The sequence below is a fragment of the Isoptericola sp. NPDC056578 genome, assembly GCF_042793275.1.
In the GTDB taxonomy this organism is placed as follows: domain Bacteria; phylum Actinomycetota; class Actinomycetes; order Actinomycetales; family Cellulomonadaceae; genus Isoptericola.
In genome coordinates this window covers 1-17,418 of record NZ_JBHTVC010000007.1, presented here as the reverse complement: position 1 = coordinate 17,418, position 17,418 = coordinate 1, and the positions used below count along the sequence as shown (strand labels likewise).

Genomic DNA, 17,418 nt, shown 5'->3' with positions numbered 1-17,418 from the left:
CCGTCAGGCGCCCGCGGCCTCCGCCAGGCGTCGCACGTCGACGGCCCAGCCGTCGGCGCCGCCGACGGCGTCCCGCATCCCCTCCCAGCCGCCGCCGTGGCGTTCGAGGTGGCGGTGCTCGAGGACGACGCGGGTGCGTCCGTCGTCGAGCGCCGTGAACGCGACGTGCACCTCGCTGCACCGTGCGGGGTCGGTCTCGACCTCCCAGCGCGGGGACACGTCCCACGTGAAGGCGAACCGCGCGGGCCGCTCGACGACGAGCACGCGCCCGATCGTGCAGCGGTTCCCCGCGGCGTCGACCTCGGTGATCGAGCCGCCGGGCCGGAGCTCGACGTCCATGTCGACGGTGCCGTCGAGCAGGTGGTGGGCGGCGTCCCACCACGTCGACGTCCGACGCGTGAACACGTCGAAGACGTGCTCGACCGGCGCCGCGACGTCCACGGCGACGGAGACCGGGGCGGCGTCCGTGCCGGCTCGGCTCGGGTCAGGTCGGGTCGGGGTGGTCATGGGAGGTCTCCTCTGCGACGGAGGCGAGCGTGGCGAGCGAGCGCCGCCAGAACAGCTCCAGGTACTCGCGGAGCATCGCGAGCCCCGCGGGGTCGGCGCGGTAGACGCGGCGGGTGCCGACTGCCTCGTCCGCGACCAGCCGGGCGTCCTTGAGCACGCGGAGGTGCTGCGAGACGGCCGGGCGGCTCACAGGCAGCCCGGCGGCCAGCTCCCCGACCGACGACGGCCGCGCCGCGACGCGCTCGAAGATCTCGCGCCGCGTGGGGTCCGCCAGCGCGGCGAACCCGGATACGTCAGTAGCCACTTACGGTAAGTTACGCCTGACGGTGGGCGCCCACAAGACCCCGGCAGAGATCGCGCCGACCGTGGATATACTCGCGGCGTCGAGGCGGACCTGCGCCGCCTTGCGCTCGAAAAAGGGGCGCACGGCAGCCCGGTCACCGGCAGTCACCGCTGCACGGCCAGCACGTCGGACCCGGCGTCGGGACCGCACGGGACACATACGGACGCACGCCACATCCGTCACTGTTCCCTGGAGGCCCCCGTGCCCACCGTGTCCGCCCACGTCGCCCGCACCCTCGCCCAGCACGTCGACCACGTCTTCGGCGTGATGGGCAACGGCAACGCCTGGTTCCTCGACGACGTCGAGCGCACCACCCCCGCCCGGTTCACCGCCGTCCGCCACGAGGCCGGCGGCGTCGTCGCCGCCGACGCCTACTTCCGCGCGTCCGGCCGCATCGCCGCCGCGACCGTCACGTACGGCGCGGGCTTCACCAACACCCTCACCGCGCTGGCCGAGGCGGCGCAGGCCCGCGTGCCGCTCGTCCTGCTCGCGGGCGACGAGCCGACGTCGGGACCGCGCCCGTGGGACGTGGACCAGATCGCGCTGGCCGCCGCCGTCGGCGCGCGCACCTACACCGTCGGGCGCGCGGACGCCGCCGCGACCACCGTCATCGCGGTCGAGCACTCGCTCACCTACCGGGTGCCCGTCGTGCTGGCCATCCCCTACGACGTCGCCGCGCTCGAGGCGGGCCCGGTCCCCGACGCGCCCGAGCCAGCCCTCCCCGGCCCGCTCGCACCCGCCGGCCCGTTCGACGCCGCTGCGATCACCGACCTCGCGCACGCCCTCGCCGAGGCCGAGCGCCCGCTGCTCCTCGCGGGCCGCGGCGCCTGGCTCGCCGGCGCGGGCGAGGCCCTGGGCGAGCTCGCCGCCGCGACCGGGGCCCTGACCGCCACGACGGCGCTGGGCCGCGGCGTCTTCCCCGACGCGCGGTACGACCTCGGCGTCGCCGGCGGGTTCGGCGCCGACGGCGCGATGGCCCTGGTCCGCGAGGCGGACGTCGCCGTCGTCGTGGGCGCGTCGCTCAACCAGTTCACGATGCGGTTCGGCGAGCTCTTCTCCCCCGGCACCCGCGTGGTCCAGGTCGACACGGCGCAGGCCGCCACGCACCGCCACGTGGGCTCGTTCGTCCGCGGGGACGCCGCGCTCGTGACCCGCGCGCTGCTCGACGAGCTGCGCGCCCTCGACGCCGCCCCGTCGGGCTGGCGCGACTCCGTGGGCGTCGCCGCCGCCCGCACCTACGACACCGGGCCCGCGGACGGCCTCGCCGCCGACGGGCGGCTCGACCCTCGCGGCGTCGCGAGCCGCGTCGGCGCGCTGCTCCCCGCCGACCGGGTGGTCGTCTCCGACGGCGGCCACTTCATCGGCTGGGCCAACATGTACTGGCCCGTGGCGTCGCCCGACCGGATGATGATGGTCGGCACCGCCTTCCAGTCCATCGGGCTCGGCTTCCCCAGCGTCGCGGGCGCCGCCGCCGCCCAGCCCGACGCCACCGTCGTGCTCACCACCGGCGACGGCGGCGGGCTCATGGCCCTGGCCGACCTCGAGACCGCGGTGCGCACCGCCGGCGGCCGCGGCGTCGCCGTCGTGTGGAACGACGCCGTCTACGGCGCCGAGGTGCACGTCTACGGCCGCCAGGGCCTCGCCGAGGAGCCCATGCGCATCCCCGAGACCGACTTCGCCGCGCTGGCCGCCGCCGTCGGCGCGGAGGGCGTCGTCGTGCGCCGGCTCGCCGACCTCGACCGCCTCGGCACCTGGGCGCTCGAGCCCGTCGACCAGCGCCGGTTCCTCATGCTCGACTGCCGCGTGTCGCCCACCGTCGTCGCGCCGTACCAGGAGGAGATCCTGCGGGTGAACCGCACCCGCTGAGAGGGCACCGGCACCGCCGGCGAGCGCCTCAGCCCACGCCGGGCGGCCCGTCCAGCACGGTCGGCGCGTACTCGAGGAGCTGCAGCCGACCGTCGAGGGTGCGGCTGTCGAGCAGCTCCAGCCGGACGTCGGGCCAGCCGTCGTACAGGCGGTCGTGGCCGGTGGTGCCGTTGACGACGGGGAACACCACGACGCGGACGCGGTCGACGAGTCCCGCGACGAGCAGCGAGCGGGCGAGGCCGGGGCTGCCGATCGTCCGCAGGGGGACGTCGTCCTGCTTCATGGCGCGCACCGCCTCGACGGCGTCGCCGGCGACCAGCGCCGTGTTCGCCCACCCCAGCGGCTCGGTGAGGGTGCCGGAGAACACGACCTTCGGGCGCGCGGTGACCTCGGCCAGCTCCTCCTCGCCGGTCTCGGCGAAGCTCGCGAACAGCCGGTAGGTCGTGGCGCCCAGCAGCGTCGTGTACTCCTGCCGGCCGTCCTCCTCGAGGAACGCGAAGTAGTCCGGACCGCCCATCCCCCACAGGCCGGGCCACCCGTCGGCGGACCCGAATCCGTCGAGGGAGGTGATGTAGTCGATCATCAGGTCTGCCATCGCGGGGCCTCCTCGGCCGCTGGGCGCTTCCTGGGTCGCCCACCAGTATCGGCACGACGCCGCGTCGTCGCGCGTGCGGACGTGTCTCGCCCGCCGGCACGACCCTGTCGTCCTGCCGTGACGGCGGCCCGGGATCAGGCGGTCGCGGGGTGGTTCCGGTGCGTCACTCCGGCAGCACCTCGTCGTCGCGGTGCGCGCCGTAGAACTCGGACTGGCGCCGCATCGTCTCGCGCATCGGCGTGTCCCGCGCCGTCCCGTAGACCGTCCCCGGGAAGTCGAGCTCGCGCTGCACGGCCCAGATCTCGTCGTGGCTCCCGGGCGGCAGGATCCGGGCCGGGTCGCCCACGGCGACCCAGCCGATCGGGACGAGCGCACCGGGCGGGAGCACGGTGTTGACCTGCACCACCCCGTGGATGCGCACCTCGGCGCCGGCCCCGATCCGGCTGCCGGGGAACAGCGCCGCCCCGGTCGCGACGAACGCCTCGTCCTCGACCGTGCTGCCGTTCACGTGGGCGTGCGGACCCACCAGCACGGCGTCCCCCAGCCGCGCGTCGTGGCCGCGGCGGCCGCGCACGAGCGCCTGCTCCATCACCACGGTGTCGCGGCCGACGACGACGGCGCCGTCCTCCGCGGTCAGGACGGCGCCGTGCAGCACCCGCGCGCCGGCGGCGACGTGCACGTCGCCGATCAGCACCGCCGTCGGCGCGACGTACGCGGACGGGTCGACGGTGGGCGTGGCACCACGATGGCGGACGAGCATGGCTCGGACGGTACCAACCGGCGCAAGGCCGGCTGGTCGTCAACGGCCCACGAACACCCCGGCGAAGAACTCGGCCAGCTCGTCGGTGGCGTCGAGGGGCAGCACGTGCGCCACGTACTGGTCGGGGCGCACGACGACGACCACGCCGTCGCGGGACAGCCCGCGCTCCGCGAAGATGTCGTCCGCGGTCCACACGGTGGGCCCGGCGGCGTACACCTTCTCCCAGTCCGTGAGGCCCAGCGGGCCGGTCCGCGGGAGGAACACGCCGGGCACGGCGGCGAGGTCGACGTCCTGGAAGCCCTGCTGGTAGACGACCTTCACGTCGAGGACGGCGTCGACGTCGGCCCCCTCGGGCGTGAACCGGGAGACGGGTGACTCGGAGGACGCCATCCAGGCCGCCCACGCGGCCAGCGCGGAGCCCTCGCCCGGCGCGGCCGCGTCGGCGAACGCGTAGACCCGCCACCGGCCGTCGGCCTTGGCGTGGTGGCCGAGGTGCACGGCGTTGCCGTCGCACACGCGCGTCACCTCGGCGGACTTGAACCGCTTGCCGAGCGGGAACCCGGTGGCCAGCTCCTGCCGGGCGCCGCCCGCCACGATCGCCGACGGCCCGTACTGCGTCATGAACCCGGAGGGGAACTCCGACGTCGCGAGGTAGTGGTGGGCCAGCTCCTGCGGGTCGGAGATCTCCTCGGGCTTGCGGGCCATGAGGCTCGACCACTCCCGGTCGAAGTCGATGAGCTGCTGCGCGACGGGCTGCCGCTCGGCCGAGTAGGTGGCGAGGAGCGACTCGGGGCTGAGGCCGGTGAGCACGGACCCGAGCTTCCAGCCCAGGTTGAACCCGTCCTGCATCGACACGTTCATCCCCTGCCCGGCCTTGGCGCTGTGGGTGTGGCAGGCGTCGCCGGTGAGGAAGACGCGCGGGATGCGGTGCTCCTCGCCGTCGGGCACGTCGTCGAACTTGTCCGTGACACGGTGGCCGACCTCGTACACGCTGTGCCAGGCCACCTCCTTCACATCGAGGGCGTAGGGCGTGAGGATCTCGTTGGCGCGACGGACGATCTCCTCGACCGGCGTGCTGCGCACCCGGTGGTGGTCGTCCGCGGCGACCTCGCCGAGGTCCACGTACACGCGGCAGAGGTATCCGCCCTCGCGCGGGATGAGCAGGATGTTCCCGGCCTCCGAGTTGATCGCGCACTTGGTGCGCCAGTCGGGGAAGTCCGTGTTGACGAGCACGTCCATCACGCCCCAGGCGTGCGCCGCGAACTCGCCGACGTGCTTGCGGCCGATCGCCTCGCGCACCGCGCTGCGGGCGCCGTCGCAGCCGGCGACGTACTTGGCGCGGACGGTCCGCTCCTCCCCCGCGCGCTCGCCGCCCACGTGCCGGACGCGCACCTCGACGGGGTGCTCGTCGCCGTCGTGCACGGTGAGGCCGACGAACTCGACGCCGTAGTCGGGCACGATGCGGGCGGGGCCCAGCGCGGCGGCCTCGGCGAAGTAGTCGAGCACGCGCGCCTGGTTGACGATGAGGTGCGGGTACTCGCTGATCTTGAGGCCGTAGTCCTCGGTGCGCGAGGTGCGCACGATGTTCCGGGGGTTCTCCGGGTCCGGGCCCCAGAAGTTCATCCAGCCGATGTTGTAGGCCTCGGCGACGATCCGCTCCGCGAAGCCGAACGCGTCGAACGTCTCGACGCTGCGCGGCTGGATGCCGTCGGCCTGACCGAGCACCAGCCGCCCCTCGCGCTTCTCGATGAGGCGGGTCGTGACGCCGGGGTACCGCGACATCTGCGCGGCGAGCAGCATGCCCGCCGGCCCCGACCCGACGACGAGGACGTCGACCTCGTCGGGCAGCTCGTCGGGCCGGTCCACGCCCGTGCCGGCGGGCGGCAGCACCCGCGGGTCGCCGGAGACGTAACCGTGGTGGTGGAACTGCACGAGCTCTCCTCATCGTCGTCGATGCGCCGCTCGACCTCCGTGTCGGGCGTGGCGTTCGCTGCGTTCGTGTTCTATATTCGAACACGACGTTCTACTATTGAATGCAGCGTAGCCCACCGGAAGGACGACGATGCCCGACGCAGGCTCCCCGCCGTCGCAGACCCTCAGCCGCGGCATCCGCATCCTGGAGGTCCTCGCCGACGCCCGCGCGCCCCTGACCATCGACGACGTCGCCGCGACGCTCGGCGTCCACCGCTCGATCGCGTACCGGCTGCTGCGCACCCTGGAGCACCACGGGCTCGTGGTCCGCGACGCGAACGGGGGCGTCGTGCTCGGCGCGCGGATGGCCGCCCTGGCCGCGGGCGTCGCCCACGACCTGCAGGCCGAGGCGCTGCCCGAGCTCACCGCCGTCGCGAACGAGCTGGGGATGACGTGCTTCCTCGCCGTCCTCGACCACGACGAGTGCGTGACGCTCGTCAGCGTCGAGCCGCGGCACGCCGTCGCCCCGGTGGCGCAGCGCCCGGGCACCCGGCACCCGGTCACGGTGGGCGCGCCCGGCAAGGCGATCCTCACGCTGCTCCCGCCCGCGCAGTGGCCCGCGGGTGCCCCCGAGGCGCTGCACGCCACGGTCGCGCAGGCCGCGGAGCGCGGCTTCGCCACCAGCCACGACGAGGTGATCCCCAGCCTGGAGTCGGTCGCGGTGCCGCTGGCGCTGCGCGGTCGCGGGCCCGCCGCCGTCGCCGTCGTGCACGTCGCCAGCCCGCTCGACCACGCGCAGATCGCCGCCCGCCTCACCGCCTCGGCGAGCGCCGTGCGGGAGGCCCTCGGCGGCTGAGGGGACACGGTCGCCTGGCAGAACCGTCGATGCGCATGCATGGTGGCCCAGGGCGACCAGGTGCATCGGAGCCCTTCGTCGTCACGCCGAGGAGCGAGGTGCCATGAGCTCACGACCGACCGTCCCCGCCCGCGCCCACCGCGCCGCCGGGCCGCACAGACGCCTCGCGGCCGCCGGCGTCTGCGCCGTCCTGCTCGCCCCGCTCGGCGCGACGCCCGTGGTCGCCACACCCCAGGCGCCCGAGCGCTCGGGCGCGGCCGCGCGCCCCGCCGAGAGCCCTCTGGCCCTGGGGATCGGGCGCCAGAAGAGCTCGTCCACGATGCTCCGGCACTACCTGAGCTGGGCTCGGGCCTACGGGTTCCGGGTCTCCGAGCACCCGTCGTACGGCGGCGTGACCCGCGGGGCGCACTCCAAGAACTCCTGGCACTACGACGGCCTGGCGGCGGACCTCAACTACGGCCCCGCCGGGGCGCCCTCCTCGGAGCGCACCCGGGCGCGGACCGCGATCAAGGTGGCGGACTCGATGGGCCTCGGCGTGATCTACGCGCGGGACGGGACGGTCGGGTCGGCCGCCAGCCACCGCAACCACGTGCACGTCGACGTCGGCACGACGTCGAACTACGGCCGGGGCACCGTGCTCGCGCCGGCGGGCTCACGCACGACGCAGCGGCTGCAGCAGGTGGCCCACTTCCCCCTGGCCCAGCGCGACAACCTGTGGGGCCCGAGCACCGACCAGCGCCTGCAGGCGATCCGCGCCGCCTCCCGCATGCACGGGACGAAGTTCCCCTACGGCGTGAAGACGGCGCAGCGCGCGGTGGGCGTCACCGCGGACGGCAAGTGGGGCCCGAAGTCCCGCGCCGCGCACGACAAGGCGGTCGCCGCCCTGCAGCGGGTGGTGGGAGTGTCCGCCACCGGCACCTGGGGCCCGGCCACCGAGAGCAAGTACCTCAGCGTGCGCAAGAAGCTGCGGTGACCGGGCCCCTCCGCCGCCGTCAGGCCCGCGAGACCCCGTAGATCGGGCTGGCCGCCTGCTCGTCCTCGTGCTCGGGGCCGAGCGGGATGCCGGTGCGGTCGCGCAGCAGCAGCGTGGCGGCGAACGCCACCACCATGACGCCCGCGATGTAGAACGCGACGGACGTCGCCGTCCCGGTGGTCTGCACGAGCCAGGCCGCGATGGTCGGGGCGAACGCGCCGCCCAGGATCGCACCGATCGCGTAGGTGATGGACACGCCGGAGTACCGGATCGACGCCGGGAACAGCTCCGCGAAGTAGGCCGCCTGCTGGCCGTACGTGAACCCGTTGCCGATCGCGAAGAGCGACACGCCGAGGAACAGCAGCCACGGGTTGCCGGTGTTCACCAGCGGGAAGAGCAGGAACACGGTGGCGAGGAACGCCACCCACCCGATGATGTAGGTGTTCCGGCGCCCGATCCGGTCGGAGACCGCGCCGGCGGCGAAGGTGCACACGAGCCAGACGACGGACGCTCCGGCCACGGCGAGCAGCACCGGCGTGCGGTCCATGCCGACCAGCCCGCCGTCGGCGATCGGCGTCGTCGCGTAGTTCTGCAGGTAGCCGCCGGTGGTCATGTAGCCCGCGGCGTTGTTGCCCGCGAACGTGAGGGCGGCGAGCAGCACCAGCAGCCAGTGCTTGCGGAACAGGGTGAGGATCGGCGTCTTCGCCGCCGCCTTCTTCTCGGCGATCTCGAGGAAGACCGGGCTCTCCTCGACCGACCGCCGCACGACGATCCCCACCACGATGAGCACCACGCTCAGCAGGAACGGGATGCGCCACCCCCACTGGACGAACGCGTCGCCGGGCGAGATCACGCCGGTCATGAGGGCGAGCACGCCGGAGGCCAGCAGCAGGCCGATGGGCACGCCGATCTGCGGGAACGCGCCCATGCGGCCGCGGCGGCCGTCGGGGGCGTGCTCGACGGCCATGAGGACGGCCCCGCCCCACTCGCCGCCGGTCGACAGGCCCTGGAGGATGCGCAGCAGCACGAGCAGCGCGGGGGCCGCGATCCCGATCGTGTCGTAGGTCGGCAGCACGCCGATGAGCGTCGTGGCCCCGCCCATGAGGATGAGGGTGACGACGAGCATCGCCTTGCGGCCGATCCGGTCGCCGAAGTGGCCGGCGAGGAAGGCGCCGAGCGGGCGGAACAGGAAGCTGATCCCCACCGTCGCGAACGACAGCAGGGTCGCCGCGCCCGGGCCGGCGGGCTCGAAGAACAGCGTGCCGAACACCAGGCCTGCCGCGCTGGCGTAGAGGAAGAAGTCGTACCACTCGATGGTGGTGCCGATGACGGTCGCGAAGGCGACCCGTCGGAGCTCGCGACGTTCGGTGTCGCTGGGGGTGGCTGCGATGCCGGTGGTCATGTCCGGAAGACCTCTCTGTCAGTCCGCGGGGGGTGGTGCAGTTCGCGAGATCGTATATCATCCGAGATACGACATGACAGCCTCGACCGACAGTGGGGTGCCCGTGGTCACCGACGACCAGCCCAAGCCCGGCAAGATCATCGCCGTCCACCTGAACTACCCGTCCCGCGCAGCGCAGCGGGGCCGGACGCCGCACCAGCCGTCCTACTTCCTCAAGCCCGGCTCGTCGCTCGCCGCGACGGGCGGCACGATCGAGCGCCCGCTGGGCACCGAGCTCCTCGCCTTCGAGGGCGAGGTCGCGATCCGCATCGGCACCGCCGCGCGCTGGGTCTCCCCCGCCGACGGCTGGTCGCACGTCGACGCCGTCACCGCGGCGAACGACTTCGGCCTCTACGACCTCCGCGCCGCCGACAAGGGCTCCAACCTGCGCAACAAGGGCGGCGACGGCTACACGCCGCTCGGCCCCCGCTGGATCCCCGCGTCGGCCGTCGACCCCGCGGGCCTGCGGGTGCGCACCTGGGTGGACGGCGAGCTCGTCCAGGACGACTCCACCGGCACGCTCCTGTTCGACTTCGGCCGCCTCGTCGCGGACCTGTCCCAGCACCTCACGCTCGAGCCCGGCGACGTGATCCTCACCGGCACCCCGGCGGGCTCGTCCGTCGTCGGCCCCGGGCAGGTCGTCGAGGTCGAGGTGGACGCCCCGGAGGCACCCGGCGCCAGCGCCTCGGAGACACTGTCCAGCGGCCGCCTCGTCACCACCGTCACCGCCGGGACGCACGCGTTCGGCGACTTCGGCTCGACGCCGGCCGTGGACGAGACGCAGCGCGCCGAGGCCTGGGGCACCCCCGCGCCGGAGCCCGAGCCCGCCTTCGTCCTCACGGACGCCCACCGCGAGCGGTTCGCGGGCGTCGCGGTCGCGACGCTGTCGGCGGCGCTGCGCAAGCGCGGCTACACCGACGTCTTCGTCGAGGGCGTGCACGGCAACCACCCGGGCGACCGGTTCGTCGGCACCGCCCGCACGCTGCGGCTCATCCCGTTCCGCCCCGACCTCTTCGCCTCCCACGGCGGAGGCTTCAACGCGCAGAAGCGCGCGTTCGACGCCGTCGGGCCGGGCGAGGTGATCGTCGTCGAGGCGCGTGGCGAGCGCGGCACCGGCACCGTGGGCGACGTGCTCGCCCTGCGCGCCCACGTGCGCGGCGCGGCCGCGATCGTCACGGACGGCGGGGTGCGCGACGCCGACGCCGTGGCCGAGATCGGCATCCCCGTCTTCTCCCAGGGCCCGCACCCGTCCGTCCTCGGCCGCAAGCACGTGCCGTGGGAGACCGACGTGACCGTCGCCTGCGGCGGCGCCTCGGTGCAGCCGGGCGACGTCGTCGTGGGCGACGGGGACGGCGTCCTCGTCATCCCGCCCGCGCTCGTCGAGGAGGTGCTCGCCGAGTCCGAGGCACAGGAGGCCGCCGACGCGTGGGTCGCGCGGCAGGTCGCGGCCGGCGCCCCCGTCGACGGGCTGTTCCCCATGAACGCCGAGTGGCGGGCACGGTACGAGCGCGAGACCGCCGGGAGTGCCGGATGACCGTCCCGACGACGTCGACCGCCGTGAGCAAGTCCCAGCGCGCGTACGCCTACCTGCGCGAGCGGATCGAGGACGGGCGCTTCGTGCCCGGCTACCGGCTGGTGCTGGCACAGCTCGCGGGCGAGCTCGACATGTCCGTGGTGCCGGTGCGCGAGGCGATCCGCCGCCTGGAGGCCGAGGGGCTCGTGACGTTCGAGCGCAACGTCGGCGCCCAGGTCGCCCTCATCAAGGAGACCGAGTACCAGCACACGATGGAGACGCTCGCGCTGGTCGAGGGCTTCGCCACCGCGCTGTCGGCGCCGCACCTGTCCGCCGCGCAGCTCGACGCCGCGCGCGCGGTCAACGAGCGGATGCGCGAGTGCCTCGCCGACTTCGACCCGCACCGGTTCACGGAGCTCAACCTCGAGTTCCACGCCGTCCTGTTCGAGCCGTGCCCCAACCCGCACGTGCTCGACCTCGTGCACCGCGGCTGGCGGCGCATGACCGTGCTGCGCGACTCGTCGTTCTCGTTCGTCCCCGGCCGCGCCCGGGAGTCCGTCGCCGAGCACGACCGGATCCTCGACCTCGTCGTGCGGCTCCAGGCCGGCGACGCCACCCCGGAACAGGTCGAGCTCGCCGCCCGCCGCCACCGCACCACCACCCTCGACGCCGTGCTCGCCCGCCAGGCGTCCCACCATCTGTCCCACAAGGCCACGGAGGTCCAGCGATGACCAGCCACGCACCGGATGCCCACACCCCCGCCAGGAACGGGCACCGCCCCGCCGACCTGCCCACCGCGATCCGGCACTACATCGACGGCCGCTTCGTCGACTCCGTCGACGGCGCCACCTTCGACGTGCTGGACCCGGTCTCGAACGAGACCTACCTCCGGGCCGCCGCGGGCAAGCGGGCCGACGTCGACGCCGCCGTCGCCGCCGCCCGCCGCGCGTTCACCGAGGGGCCGTGGCCGACGATGCTCCCCCGGGAGCGCTCGCGGGTGCTGCACCGGATCGCCGACCTCGTGGAGTCGCGCGACGCCCGCCTCGCGGAGCTGGAGTCCTTCGACTCCGGCCTGCCGATCACGCAGGCCCTCGGCCAGGCGCGCCGCGCCGCCGAGAACTTCCGCTTCTTCGCGGACCTGGTCGTGGCGCAGGCCGACGACACCTACAAGGTGCCCGGCCGCCAGATCAACTACGTCAACCGCAAGCCGATCGGCGTCGCCGGGCTCATCACCCCGTGGAACACGCCGTTCATGCTCGAGTCGTGGAAGCTCGCCCCCGCGCTCGCCACCGGCAACACCGTGGTGCTCAAGCCGGCCGAGTTCACGCCGCTGTCCGCGTCGCTGTGGGCCGGGATCTTCGAGGAGGCCGGGCTGCCCCAGGGCGTGTTCAACCTGGTCAACGGCCTGGGCGAGGAGGCCGGCGACGCGCTGGTCAAGCACCCCGACGTGCCGCTCATCTCCTTCACCGGCGAGAGCAGCACGGGCCAGCTGATCTTCGGCAACGCCGCCCCGTACCTCAAGGGCCTGTCGATGGAGCTCGGCGGCAAGTCCCCCGCCGTCGTCTTCGCCGACGCCGACCTCGACGCCGCGATCGACGCGACGATCTTCGGCGTCTTCTCCCTCAACGGCGAGCGCTGCACGGCCGGCTCCCGCATCCTCGTGGAGCGCGCCGTCTACGACGAGTTCGTCGAGCGGTACGCCGCCCAGGCGAAGCGCGTGCGCGTCGGGTACCCGCACGAGAAGGACACCGAGGTGGGCGCGCTCGTGCACCCCGAGCACTTCGACAAGGTCATGAGCTACGTCGAGCTGGGCAGGACCGAGGGCCGGCTCGTCGCCGGCGGCGGGCGCCCCGAGGGCTTCGAGACGGGGAACTTCGTGGCCCCCACGGTCTTCGCGGACGTGAAGCCCGACGCCCGGATCTTCCAGGAGGAGATCTTCGGGCCCGTCGTCGCGATCACGCCCTTCGACACGGAGGCCGAGGCGCTCGAGCTCGCCAACGGTGTGAAGTACGGGCTCGCGGCGTACATCTGGACCAACGACCTCAAGCGGGCCCACAACTTCTCCCAGGCCGTCGAGGCCGGGATGGTCTGGCTGAACTCGAACAACGTGCGCGACCTGCGCACCCCGTTCGGCGGCGTCAAGGCGTCCGGCCTCGGCCACGAGGGCGGGTACCGCTCCATCGACTTCTACACCGACCAGCAGGCCGTGCACATCACGCTCGGCAAGGTCCACAACCCCACGTTCGGCAAGTGAACCGCCCTCCCCTTAGGACGCTGCAATGACGCACCTCAACGACCGCACCCTCACCTCCTCCGGCTTCTACGTGAGCCAGGAGGCGCCGATCCACTCGGACCACCCGATCGCCACGCCGTCCAGCCCCGCGCCCGACATCCTGCGCTGCGCGTACATGGAGCTCGTCGTCACGGACCTCGCGGCCTCCCGCGCGTTCTACGTCGACGTGCTGGGCCTGTACGTCACGGAGGAGGACGAGCAGAGCATCTACCTGCGCTCCACCGAGGAGTTCATCCACCACAACCTGGTGCTGCGCCAGGGCGAGGTGGCCGCCGTCGCCGCCTTCTCCTACCGCGTGCGCACGCCGGAGGACCTCGACAAGGCCGTCGCCTTCTACACCGAGCTCGGCTGCGAGGTGCGGCGCGAGCCGGGCGGCTTCACGAAGGGCATCGGCGAGTCGGTGCGCGTCGTCGACCCGCTCGGCTTCCCGTACGAGTTCTTCTACGCCACGGAGCACGTCGAGCGGCTGTCGTGGCGCTACGACCTGCACACCCCCGGCGAGCTGGTGCGGCTGGACCACTTCAACCAGGTCACCCCGGACGTGCCGCGGGCCGTGAAGTTCATGCAGGACCTGGGCTTCCGCGTCACGGAGGACATCCAGGACGACGCCGGGACGGTCTACGCGGCGTGGATGCGCCGCAAGCCCACCGTGCACGACACCGCCATGACCGGCGGCGACGGCCCGCGCATGCACCACGTGGCGTTCGCGACGCACGAGAAGCACAACATCCTCGCCATCTGCGACAAGCTCGGCGCGCTGCGGCGCTCCGACGCCATCGAGCGCGGTCCGGGTCGGCACGGCGTCTCGAACGCGTTCTACCTGTACCTGCGCGACCCCGACGGGCACCGCGTCGAGATCTACACGCAGGACTACTACACCGGCGACCCGGACAACCCCGTCGTCACCTGGGACGTGCACGACAACCAGCGCCGCGACTGGTGGGGCAACCCCGTCGTGCCGAGCTGGTACACCGAGGCGTCCCTCGTGCTGGACCTCGACGGCAACCCGCAGCCCGTCGTCGCCCGCACCGACGACTCCGAGATGGAGGTGACCGTCGGCGCCGACGGGTTCTCCTACACCCGCCGGGACGACGCCGACGGCGGCGGCGTGCAGGGGTTCAAGCTGGGAGCCACCCTGTGACGGGGGCCGACGGCGAGCGCACCCTCGACGACGACGCGGTCGTCGCCGTCGCCGACGAGCTCGCCGAGGCCGACCGCACCCGCACCCCCGTGCCGCTGCTCACCGCGCGGCACGAGGGGATGACGGTCGCGGACGCGTACGCCGTGCAGCGCACGTGGCGCGAGCGCGGGGAGGCGCGCGGCCGCCGCGTCGTCGGGCACAAGATCGGCCTGACGTCGAAGGCCATGCAGGCCGCGACCGGCATCACCGAGCCGGACTACGGCGTGATCTTCGACGACATGGTGCTGGAGTCGGGCAGCGTCGTGGAGCACGCCCGGTACTCGAACGTGCGGGTCGAGGTGGAGCTGGCGTTCGTGCTCGCGTCGCCGCTCGAGGGCCCCGGGACCACCGTCACCGACGTGCTGCGCGCCACCGACCGCGTCGTGCCGGCCCTGGAGATCCTCGACGCGCGCGTCGAGATGCCGGGACGCACCATCGTCGACACCATCAGCGACAACGCCGCCATGGGTGCCATGGTGGTGGGCGGGCGGCCCGTGCGGGTCGACGACGTCGACCTGCGCTGGGTGTCCGCCCTGCTGTACCGCAACGAGACCATCGAGGAGACGGGCGTCGCCGCGGGCGTGCTGGGGCACCCCGCCGCCGGCGTCGCCTGGCTCGCGAACAAGCTGGCGGCGCACGGCGACTCGCTCGCCGCCGGCGAGACCGTCCTGTCCGGGTCGTTCACCCGCCCCACGTGGGTGCACCCCGGCGACACCGTGCACGCCGACTACGGGACCCTGGGGGCCGTGACATGCCGCTTCGTCTGACCGACGGACCGACCACCGACCGCTCGCTCGCCGCGATGCTCGCCGAGGCCGCGGACGAGGGACGCCCCCTCGTCGGTGCCTGGTCCTCGATGGGCAGCCCCGTCGCCGCGGAGCTCCTGGCCGGCAGCGGCCTGGACGTCGTGCTCGTCGACGGCGAGCACGGGCCCAACGACCTCAGAGACGTCCTCGCGCAGCTCCAGGCCACCGCCGCGTACCCGGTCGCGACGCTGGTGCGCGTCCCGTCCGGCGACCCGGTGGGCCTCAAGCGGGTGCTCGACCTCGGCGCCACGAACGTCCTGGTGCCCATGGTCGACTCCGCCGCCGAGGCCGAGGCCGCCGTCCGCGCCGTCCGGTACCCACCGGCCGGCGTGCGCGGCGTCGGCAGCGCGCTCGCCCGCTCGTCGCGCTGGGCCCGGGTGCCCGGCTACCTCGGTGGGGCGGACGACGGCATCACCCTCGTCGTCCAGCTCGAGACGCGCGCCGCGATCGACGACGCCGCCGCCATCGCCGGCACGGACGGCGTCGGCGCCGTCCTCGTCGGCCCCGCCGACCTCGCCGCGTCGCTCGGCCACCTGGGCCGGCAGGACCACCCCGAGGTCGTGGACGCGGTGCTCGGCGCGATCGCCGCCTGCCGCGCCGCCGGCACCCCCGTGGGCGTCAACGCCTTCGACCCGGCCATGGCCGACCGCTACCTCGACGCCGGGGCGGCCTACGTCGTCGTCGGCGCTGACGTCACCCTGATCGCGCGCGGGTCCGAGCAGCTCGCCGCGCGCGTCGCCTCCCGCACCACGACCCCGCAGCCGAAGGACGGTGGAACCCGATGACGACGACCACTCCGACATCTCCGACCAGCCCGCGCGAGCGCGCGGCCGAGCTCCTCACCAGCACCCCGACGGGCCTGCTGGTCGGCGGCACGTGGCGCGACGCGTCCGACGGCGGCACGTTCGCCGTCGAGAACCCGGCCACCGGGGAGACCCTGACCCACGTCGCCTCCGCGACGGGTGACGACGCCCGGGCCGCGATGGACGCCGCCGCGGCGGCGCAGGCGTCGTGGGGCGCGACCCCGGCGCGGGAGCGGGCCGAGATCCTGCGCCGCGGGTTCGCCCTCGTGCAGGAGCGGCGCGAGGACCTCGCGCTGCTCATGACGCTCGAGATGGGCAAGCCGCTCGCGGAGGCGCGCGGCGAGGTCACGTACGGCGGCGAGTTCCTGCGCTGGTTCGCCGAGCAGGCCACCCACGACGACAGCCGCTACGCCCGCACCCCCGAGGGCTCGCTGCGGATGCTCGTGCAGCGCCGGCCCGTGGGCCCGTGCCTGCTCATCACGCCGTGGAACTTCCCGCTCGCGATGGCCACCCGGAAGGTGGCGCCCGCCGTCGCCGCCGGCTGCACGATGGTGCTCAAGCCGGCCCGCCTCACCCCGCTGACGTCGCTCCTGTTCGCGCAGCTCATGGTCGAGGCCGGGCTGCCCGACGGCGTGCTCAACGTGGTGCCGTCGGCCTCCGCGTCGGCCGTGAGCGAGCCGGTGATGGCCGACCCGCGGCTGCGGAAGGTGTCGTTCACCGGCTCCACGCCGGTGGGGCAGGCGCTGCTGCGCTCCGCCACCGAGAACGTGCTGCGCACGTCGATGGAGCTCGGCGGCAACGCCCCGCTCGTCGTCTTCGAGGACGCCGACCTGGACGCCGCGGTCGACGGCGCCATGGCCGCCAAGCTGCGCAACGGCGGCGAGGCCTGCACCGCCGCCAACCGGTTCTACGTGCACGAGTCCGTGGCCGACGAGTTCGTCTCCCGCCTCGCCGAGCGCTTCCGCGCCGTCGTCGTCGGGAACGGCCTGGACGACGGCACCACGCTGGGCCCGCTCGTCGAGGCGAAGGCCGTGGACTCCGTCGCGGCGCTGGTGGACGACGCCGTCGCGCGCGGCGCGCAGGTCGTCGTCGGCGGAGAGCGCCCCGACGGCCCGGGCCACTTCTACCCCGCGACGCTGCTGCGCGACGTCCCCGCGGACGCCCGCTGCATGACGGAGGAGATCTTCGGCCCCGTCGCCCCGGTCGCGACGTTCGCCACCGAGGACGAGGCGGCGGAGCTCGCCAACTCCACCGAGTACGGGCTGGCGTCGTACGTGTTCACCGGGGACGTGCGCCGCGGGCTCGCGTTCGCCGAGCGGCTCGAGTTCGGCCTGCTGGGCCTCAACGCCGGCGTCATCTCCAACGCGGCCGCACCGTTCGGCGGCATGAAGCAGTCCGGCACCGGCCGCGAGGGCGGCTTCGAGGGCATCGCCGAGTACCAGGAGACGCAGTACGTCGGCATGCCGCTCTGACCGCGAGGTAGTACGGGCTCCGGCGAGGTAGTCCGGATCCCCGCGAGGTAGTTCCGAAGATGCCGAGGTAGTTCGAGGCCCGGCGAGGTAGTCGACTAC

Annotated in this window: 16 protein-coding genes; 10 read left to right on the top strand and 6 right to left on the bottom strand. The window is 73.9% G+C overall.

Features of this window, described 5'->3' with window-relative positions; genetic code table 11:
* Window positions 1–3 precede the first annotated feature (3 nt).
* Together ACFQ80_RS04610 and ACFQ80_RS04605 are read right to left on the bottom strand one after the other, a co-directional pair.
* The gene (locus tag ACFQ80_RS04610; protein WP_430562733.1) at window positions 4–507 is read right to left on the bottom strand and encodes an SRPBCC domain-containing protein; all 504 of its coding nucleotides are present in this window, start codon (window positions 505–507) and stop codon (window positions 4–6) included.
* Window positions 485–811 (bottom strand): ArsR/SmtB family transcription factor, encoded by a 327-nt coding sequence (locus tag ACFQ80_RS04605; protein WP_430562732.1) that lies wholly within the window; start codon window positions 809–811, stop codon window positions 485–487. The genes ACFQ80_RS04610 and ACFQ80_RS04605 overlap by 23 nt, the downstream gene beginning before the upstream one ends.
* Before the next feature lie 240 nt (window positions 812–1,051).
* Between ACFQ80_RS04605 and ACFQ80_RS04600 the strand changes: the two genes are divergently transcribed.
* On the top strand, window positions 1,052–2,716 hold the full coding sequence (locus ACFQ80_RS04600) for a thiamine pyrophosphate-binding protein (protein WP_430562731.1): 1,665 nt from the start codon (window positions 1,052–1,054) through the stop codon (window positions 2,714–2,716).
* 28 nt (window positions 2,717–2,744) lie between these two features.
* On the opposite strand, the gene ACFQ80_RS04595 is transcribed toward ACFQ80_RS04600, so the two are convergent.
* From ACFQ80_RS04595 to ACFQ80_RS04585, 3 genes are all read right to left on the bottom strand, one after another.
* Window positions 2,745–3,311, bottom strand: a complete 567-nt coding sequence (locus ACFQ80_RS04595; protein ID WP_430562730.1) for a dihydrofolate reductase family protein — start codon at window positions 3,309–3,311, stop codon at window positions 2,745–2,747.
* 163 nt (window positions 3,312–3,474) lie between these two features.
* Window positions 3,475–4,071 carry a gamma carbonic anhydrase family protein gene (locus tag ACFQ80_RS04590; protein WP_430562729.1) on the bottom strand — a complete coding sequence of 199 codons (597 nt, stop codon included), beginning with the start codon at window positions 4,069–4,071 and terminating at the stop codon, window positions 3,475–3,477.
* 39 nt (window positions 4,072–4,110) lie between these two features.
* Window positions 4,111–6,003, bottom strand: coding sequence for an FAD-dependent monooxygenase (locus tag ACFQ80_RS04585; protein WP_430562728.1), 1,893 nt, complete (start codon window positions 6,001–6,003; stop codon window positions 4,111–4,113).
* A gap of 130 nt (window positions 6,004–6,133) precedes the next feature.
* Here ACFQ80_RS04585 and ACFQ80_RS04580 point away from each other — a divergent pair, with 130 nt between their 5' ends.
* Window positions 6,134–6,838: an IclR family transcriptional regulator gene (locus ACFQ80_RS04580; RefSeq protein ID WP_430562727.1), complete on the top strand. Its 705-nt coding sequence runs from the start codon at window positions 6,134–6,136 to the stop codon at window positions 6,836–6,838.
* A gap of 103 nt (window positions 6,839–6,941) precedes the next feature.
* Window positions 6,942–7,811, top strand: coding sequence for a peptidoglycan-binding protein (locus ACFQ80_RS04575; protein WP_430562726.1), 870 nt, complete (start codon window positions 6,942–6,944; stop codon window positions 7,809–7,811).
* A gap of 19 nt (window positions 7,812–7,830) precedes the next feature.
* Here the strand turns inward: ACFQ80_RS04575 and ACFQ80_RS04570 are convergent, their stop codons facing one another.
* The gene (locus tag ACFQ80_RS04570) at window positions 7,831–9,213 is read right to left on the bottom strand and encodes an MFS transporter (RefSeq protein WP_430562725.1); all 1,383 of its coding nucleotides are present in this window, start codon (window positions 9,211–9,213) and stop codon (window positions 7,831–7,833) included.
* A 73-nt stretch (window positions 9,214–9,286) separates the two neighbouring features.
* Between ACFQ80_RS04570 and ACFQ80_RS04565 the strand changes: the two genes are divergently transcribed.
* The 7 genes from ACFQ80_RS04565 to ACFQ80_RS04535 are packed head-to-tail and all read left to right on the top strand — an operon-like array spanning window position 9,287 to window position 17,319.
* Window positions 9,287–10,786 (top strand): fumarylacetoacetate hydrolase family protein, encoded by a 1,500-nt coding sequence (locus tag ACFQ80_RS04565; protein ID WP_430562724.1) that lies wholly within the window; start codon window positions 9,287–9,289, stop codon window positions 10,784–10,786.
* Window positions 10,783–11,496, top strand: coding sequence for a GntR family transcriptional regulator (locus tag ACFQ80_RS04560; RefSeq protein WP_430562723.1), 714 nt, complete (start codon window positions 10,783–10,785; stop codon window positions 11,494–11,496). The genes ACFQ80_RS04565 and ACFQ80_RS04560 overlap by 4 nt, the downstream gene beginning before the upstream one ends.
* A complete protein-coding gene (gene hpaE, locus ACFQ80_RS04555; RefSeq protein ID WP_430562722.1) occupies window positions 11,493–13,019 on the top strand; it encodes a 5-carboxymethyl-2-hydroxymuconate semialdehyde dehydrogenase in 1,527 nt (508 codons plus the stop codon). Before ACFQ80_RS04560 ends, hpaE begins: the two co-directional genes overlap by 4 nt.
* Before the next feature lie 25 nt (window positions 13,020–13,044).
* On the top strand, window positions 13,045–14,199 hold the full coding sequence (hpaD, locus tag ACFQ80_RS04550; protein ID WP_430562721.1) for a 3,4-dihydroxyphenylacetate 2,3-dioxygenase: 1,155 nt from the start codon (window positions 13,045–13,047) through the stop codon (window positions 14,197–14,199).
* Window positions 14,196–15,005, top strand: coding sequence for a 2-oxo-hept-4-ene-1,7-dioate hydratase (gene hpaH, locus ACFQ80_RS04545; protein ID WP_430562720.1), 810 nt, complete (start codon window positions 14,196–14,198; stop codon window positions 15,003–15,005). Before hpaD ends, hpaH begins: the two co-directional genes overlap by 4 nt.
* Window positions 14,990–15,829 (top strand): aldolase/citrate lyase family protein, encoded by an 840-nt coding sequence (locus ACFQ80_RS04540; RefSeq protein ID WP_430551585.1) that lies wholly within the window; start codon window positions 14,990–14,992, stop codon window positions 15,827–15,829. Before hpaH ends, ACFQ80_RS04540 begins: the two co-directional genes overlap by 16 nt.
* Window positions 15,826–17,319: an NAD-dependent succinate-semialdehyde dehydrogenase gene (locus ACFQ80_RS04535; RefSeq protein WP_430562719.1), complete on the top strand. Its 1,494-nt coding sequence runs from the start codon at window positions 15,826–15,828 to the stop codon at window positions 17,317–17,319. Before ACFQ80_RS04540 ends, ACFQ80_RS04535 begins: the two co-directional genes overlap by 4 nt.
* Window positions 17,320–17,418: the final 99 nt, after the last annotated feature.

Coding starts and splice junctions, on each gene's coding strand:
- ACFQ80_RS04610 (WP_430562733.1), bottom strand. CDS start 507: ATGACCACCCCGACCCGACCTGACCCGAGCCGAGCCGGCACGGACGCC.
- ACFQ80_RS04595 (WP_430562730.1), bottom strand. CDS start 3,311: ATGGCAGACCTGATGATCGACTACATCACCTCCCTCGACGGATTCGGG.
- ACFQ80_RS04590 (WP_430562729.1), bottom strand. CDS start 4,071: ATGCTCGTCCGCCATCGTGGTGCCACGCCCACCGTCGACCCGTCCGCG.
- ACFQ80_RS04580 (WP_430562727.1), top strand. CDS start 6,134: ATGCCCGACGCAGGCTCCCCGCCGTCGCAGACCCTCAGCCGCGGCATC.
- ACFQ80_RS04575 (WP_430562726.1), top strand. CDS start 6,942: ATGAGCTCACGACCGACCGTCCCCGCCCGCGCCCACCGCGCCGCCGGG.
- ACFQ80_RS04570 (WP_430562725.1), bottom strand. CDS start 9,213: ATGACCACCGGCATCGCAGCCACCCCCAGCGACACCGAACGTCGCGAG.
- ACFQ80_RS04565 (WP_430562724.1), top strand. CDS start 9,287: ATGACAGCCTCGACCGACAGTGGGGTGCCCGTGGTCACCGACGACCAG.
- ACFQ80_RS04560 (WP_430562723.1), top strand. CDS start 10,783: ATGACCGTCCCGACGACGTCGACCGCCGTGAGCAAGTCCCAGCGCGCG.
- hpaE (WP_430562722.1), top strand. CDS start 11,493: ATGACCAGCCACGCACCGGATGCCCACACCCCCGCCAGGAACGGGCAC.
- hpaD (WP_430562721.1), top strand. CDS start 13,045: ATGACGCACCTCAACGACCGCACCCTCACCTCCTCCGGCTTCTACGTG.
- ACFQ80_RS04540 (WP_430551585.1), top strand. CDS start 14,990: ATGCCGCTTCGTCTGACCGACGGACCGACCACCGACCGCTCGCTCGCC.
- ACFQ80_RS04535 (WP_430562719.1), top strand. CDS start 15,826: ATGACGACGACCACTCCGACATCTCCGACCAGCCCGCGCGAGCGCGCG.